We start from the raw sequence: 3,462 nt of genomic DNA on the forward strand, positions 1-3,462 counted from the left end.
CCCACCGCGGGCGCCGCCGCGGGCGCCGCCGCGGGCGCCGCCGACACCGCACGCGCGCGGGCCCGGTTGTGGACCGCGAAGGAGGCGGTGCTGAAGTGCACAGGCGACGGGCTCCGAGTGGACCCGCGCAACCTGACCGTCTCGTTGCCGGGCGGCGGCGGCCGGGGCTCGCCGCGCCTCGACGCCTGGCGCGGAGCCGACGTCGACGTTGACGTCGACGCGATTGGGCTTCGCGACTTCGACCCGGGTGCGGCGCTCATGGGTGCCGAGTACGTGGGTACGGCGCTCGTCGGCACGGCGCTCGTCGGCACGGCGCTCGTCGGCACGGTGGCCGTTCTCGGCGAGGGCAGGCGCGCCGCGGACGGGCCGACCGTGCATATCGTGTCGAATGCGGACATCCGTCACCACCTGAATGGTCCGGCCTAGCCGGTTGAGTCCGAGACCGCCGCACAGCACTCCGCCCCGAACGAATTCGACGGAGATTCTGGCCGAAAGGGGCTCAAAAACCGGAAAATGACTCTCATTCGAGAGAATCTCCGTCGTATCGGTTCGACGCCGGGCGGGAGGGTCGGTCGGCTGGACCAGCCAACCTCGCCTAGAGCTTGGGCAGGGCGCTCCGATAGATCCAGCGGTCGACGATCCGGCGAATTTCACCGCTATCGGTGTGCACGGAAAGGAACTCCACAAGGTCCTCGGTAGTGATGGAACCGTGGCGGCGCGCCCGCGTGTAGGCGCGCACGGCGCCGAAGAAGGCGTCGTCGCCGAGCGACCGGCGCACCGCGTGCAGGGCCAGGGCGCCGCGCTTGTAGACCCGGTCGTCAAACATGTCGTGCGGCCCCGGCTCGCCGACGACGATGTCCCGCGGCAGGGCCTCGATCTCGGTCCGGTGCACGGCGGCACTCGCATCGGCCGTTGGTCCACCGCCGGCCTCCGCCCACAGCCACTCGGCGTAGCAGGCGAACCCCTCGTGCAGCCAGATATCCTGCCACCGCACGACGGTCAGGCTGTTGCCGAACCACTGGTGGGCCAGTTCGTGGGCGATCAGCCGGTCGCTGCCGTGCGCACCGTCGACGTGGTTGCGACCGAAAATGGCGAGGCCGTGGGCCTCGAGCGGGATCTCCAGCTCGTCGTCGGTGACAACGACCGAGTAGGCGTCGAACGGGTAGGGACCGAAGCGGTCGGCGAAGAGGGAGATCATCTCCGGAAGTCGGGCGAAGTCCACCGCCACCTCGCGGGCGAGGTTTGCCGGGAAGAAGATGCGTTGGGCCACCGGGGCGGCGGTGGCGTCGGTGCGCCGGTAACGGCCGATCAGCACCGTGGCCAGGTAAGTAGCCATCGGCTCCTTCACCTCGTAGGTCCAGCTGGTGCGGCCAGACCGCGTCGTGCGCGCGATCAGCGTACCGTTCGCCACGACCGTGTAGGGGTCCTCGCAGCTGACCCGGATGCGGAACGAGGCCTTGTTGCTGGGGTGGTCGTTGCAGGGGAACCACGACGCCGACCCGGTCGGCTGGCCGGCCACGAGCACGCCGTCGTCGAGTTCCTCCCAGCCGACCTCGCCCCAGATGCTCTTCAACGGATGCGGCGCGCCGCGATACCGCACGATCACCTCGAACAGAGCCCCGGCCTCGATCGTCGCCACCACCGTGATGGTGAGCTTGCGCGCGCTCTGGCTCACCTTCAACGCCCGCACCCCGTCGACGGTGACCCGGTCCACAGTGAGACCATCGAAGTCGAGGCTGAACCGGTCCAGCCTCATCGATGCCCGGGCCTGCACGGTGGCTGTGGCCCGCAACTGGTTGGTGGTCACCCGGTAGTCGAGGTTCAGGTCGTAGTGCAGGGCGAGGTAACCGCCGTTTCCGTTGCCCGGCAGGTACGGGTCGCCCGCGGTGGCGGCGCCGTGGGTGGGAGCGGCCCCTCGAACGCCGGCCGGGCCGAGCGCGGATCTGGGCGGCAGCGGGGTGAGGCGCTTGGCCGGGCTCTGAGCGGGGCCTGAGGGCGGTGGGGTGCGAGGCATGGTGGGCGTCAAGTCCACCATGGCAGACTGCGCCACGGCGAAATGGGGTTGCCCGACCATACCGACCCGGCCGGCACGCGTTCCCCGCGCATCACCAGCGAGGCAGGCCCCACAGTGGCGCCCTCCTCGATGTCGGCCGCCGGCAGAATCACGCTGTGCGGCCCGAGCGTGGCGCCCGCCGCCAGGGTGACCCGGTCCAATTGCATGATGCGGTCGTGGAACAGGTGCGTCTGCACCACGCAGCCCCGGTTCACGGTCGCACCGTCTTTGATGCTCACCAGGTCCGCCTCCGGCAGCCAGTAGGTCTCGCACCACACGCCGTACCCGATGTGCGCGCCGAGAGTGCGAAGCCACACGGCGAGCGCCGGCGTGCCGGCCGCCTTCGCCGCGAACCAGGGTCGGGCGACCATCTCGACGAAGCTGTCCGACACCTCGTTGCGCCAGATGAACGACGACCAGAGCGGATGTTCCGTAGCGTCGATCCGGCCCACCAGCAACCACTTCGCGGCCGTGGTCACCAGGGCGGCGACGGCCCCCGCGGCCAGCAGCACCAGACCCGAGAGCGCGATCGTCCACCCCAGGCCGATCGTGAGCCAGAGCGCATCAAGGGCGACGAGCACGCCGAGGGCGATCAGGACCGTGACGATGACCGGCATGATCCGGAGCATCTCCCACAGCGCCCGCCAGGTGACGAGCCGGGCCGGTGGGTGGAAGGTGCGGGCCTCGTCAACATCCGTCACTGTGCGGCGCAGCCGTTCGGGCGGGTTGCCCAGCCAGGACGACCCGCGTTTCGCCTTGCGCGGCGTGGAGGAGAGCACCGCGACGAGCCCGTTGCGCGGCACCGTGCGGCCCGCGCCCGCCATGCCGCTGTTGCCGAGGAACGCCCGGCGGCCGATCTTGGCCGGCCCGATGTGCAGCCAGCCGCCGCCGAGTTCATAGCAGGCGACCATGGTGTCGTCGGCGAGAAACGCGGCCGGGGCGATGGTCGTCAGGGCGGGGATGAGAAGCACGGTGGAGGCTTCCACGCCGGCGCCCACCTTAGCGCCGAGCAGGCGCAGCCAGATCGGGGTGAGCAGGCTCGCGTAGATCGGGAACAGGAGCGTTCGGGCGCCGTCGAGGATTCGCTCGGTCATCCAGACCTGCCAGCCGATCCGGCTGCGCACGGGGTAGTACCCCTCCCGCAGGCCCACACCGAGCAGCCGAACGGAGCCGAGCACCAGCAGCGCGTAGACCAGCCCGGCTGCCACGACCGCGAGCGGGGTGGCCAGGGCGGCCCGCCCGGCCGCGTCGGCCAGGGTCGCAGCGTCGCCGATGGACGCCCCGACGATGAGCGCGCCGACGAGCACCGCGATCGCGGGCAGGGCCGTCATGGCGATGGCCCCGGTCGCGAAGGCGGTCAGCCAGCGGGTCCCGCGCGGCGGGCGCTCGGCCGGCCACGAGCCGCGGGC

3 protein-coding genes are annotated in these 3,462 nt (G+C 71.1%); 1 reads left to right on the forward strand and 2 read right to left on the reverse strand.

Annotation, left to right across the window (positions count from 1 at the left end; genetic code table 11):
• Positions 1 to 426, forward strand: a 426-nt coding sequence (locus tag E3T25_RS17050) for a 4'-phosphopantetheinyl transferase superfamily protein (RefSeq protein WP_194087846.1), incomplete at its 5' end; no start/stop codon positions are given.
• Between the two features lie 169 nt (positions 427 to 595).
• Here the strand turns inward: E3T25_RS17050 and E3T25_RS04650 are convergent.
• Together E3T25_RS04650 and E3T25_RS04655 are read right to left on the reverse strand one after the other, a co-directional pair.
• Positions 596 to 2,014: a M1 family metallopeptidase gene (locus E3T25_RS04650; RefSeq protein WP_134372568.1), complete on the reverse strand. Its 1,419-nt coding sequence runs from the start codon at positions 2,012 to 2,014 to the stop codon at positions 596 to 598.
• 8 nt (positions 2,015 to 2,022) lie between these two features.
• Positions 2,023 to 3,462, reverse strand: a 1,440-nt coding sequence (locus tag E3T25_RS04655; RefSeq protein WP_338145466.1) for a Pls/PosA family non-ribosomal peptide synthetase, incomplete at its 5' end; no start/stop codon positions are given.

Origin of the sequence: Cryobacterium sandaracinum, from assembly GCF_004403415.1 — a bacterium.
Lineage (GTDB): Bacteria > Actinomycetota > Actinomycetes > Actinomycetales > Microbacteriaceae > Cryobacterium > Cryobacterium sandaracinum.

Bases quoted from the DNA above. Each gene is read 5' to 3' on its own strand.
- E3T25_RS04650 (WP_134372568.1), bottom strand. From the start codon at position 2,014: ATGCCTCGCACCCCACCGCCCTCAGGCCCCGCTCAGAGCCCGGCCAAG.